1 protein-coding gene is annotated in these 1336 nt (G+C 53.1%); it reads right to left on the bottom strand.

Annotated elements, in window-relative coordinates; genetic code table 11:
• A partial coding sequence (locus tag HWQ67_RS18695; RefSeq protein WP_218254205.1) for a LamG domain-containing protein occupies positions 1 to 1336 on the bottom strand: 1336 nt, incomplete at both ends.

Genomic DNA, 1336 nt, shown 5'->3' with positions numbered 1-1336 from the left:
GTACCAGTTGTAGTAATTGGTGACCGGGTCGCCGTCCGGGTCCGAGGTGGACTGGTTCCAGCAGAACAGGTCCTCGGATGTGAGGTTTGTGCCGTTGGTGGAGTTGAGGATGGGGTTGGTGTGGGTGGGCGGTGAATTTGTCTGGAACTGCCATGTTTCTGACCATTCTGACCAGTTGGAGCCTCCCGTGTCTGTGTCATTGGCCCGCACCTTCCAGTAGTATAGAGATGGACCCAGGGTGGCTGTGTGTCTGGTCTGGTTGGTGGAGTTTGTGATGTTAATCTCCGGGCTGGAAAAGTCTGTGTCGTTGTCTATCATTATCTGGTAGGCTGACTGGATATCGGAATCTGTATCCGAGACTGTCCAGTTAAGGGTAAGTGGGGAGTTATAACCTGAGGTGGCGTTCGGCGGATAGGAGAGGTTTACAACCGGCGGGGTGTTCCTGATGGTGAGGTTGCTGGAGCCAAGGGAAACACCGTAACTCATTCCGTCATATGGGGTCACGTTGCAGGACAATACTTCTCCTTTTCTTATGTAATAGCCCGGGAGCGTGTTGTTTGTGGTGTTGCTGCCTTTCATGTAGTGGTCCAGCACTTCATCTGGGCTGAGCGTCCTGTTGTAGATTGAAAATTCGTCTATCAGGCCGTTCAGGTCGGTTGGGACGCTGTTATATCCTATGAGGTACTTGTTGCCGCCCCCGTATATTCCTCCTGTTTTTGTGCCGTAGCTTACTCCGTTAACGTAGAATGTGTAGTTCAGCGTGTCTGCCACAAGCGCTATGTGGTACCATTTGTTGGCTTGGACGGCCGGGCCTGTGGTGTATCCCGGGGTCCACGCATATGCATAAAAGCTGCCTCCGCTTATCAAAACGGCGTTGCTCAAAGATGCACCCCCATCAAGCTCGGAGTAAATCACAATGTAGGTGTTTGCTGTTGAAAAAGGCTTGAACCAGAATTCTATGGTGGCCGGGCTGCCGGATGCGACGGACATGTTGGCATAGGAGCCTCGGGTGCCGTTAAACTGGAGGGCGCATCTGCCTATCCTGGCATCTGTGCAGTTCCAGGTTGTGTTTATGATTGAGGCGTTCTGGTTCCCTGAGTAATCGTAGGCCAGTGTGCTGTTTTCCCCGACTGAACTGTCATTGTTCAGGTGGAGGAGGATTCTTGTGCTGCTTTCGTTGGTTATCCCAGGGAATGTGCCGGGAACGTCCAGAAATGCGCCGTCCCTGTACCAGTTGTAGTAATTGGTGACCGGGTCGCCGTCCGGGTCCGAGGTGGACTGGTTCCAGCAGAACAGGTCCTCGGATGTGAGGTTTGTGCCGTTGGTGGAGTTGAGG

The sequence above is a fragment of the Candidatus Magnetobacterium casense genome (assembly GCF_019173545.1).
Taxonomy (GTDB): Bacteria; Nitrospirota; Thermodesulfovibrionia; order Thermodesulfovibrionales; family Magnetobacteriaceae; genus Magnetobacterium; species Magnetobacterium cryptolimnobacter.
The sequence above is the reverse complement of the archived record's forward strand: the minus strand, read 5'-3'. Positions and strand labels throughout refer to the sequence as shown.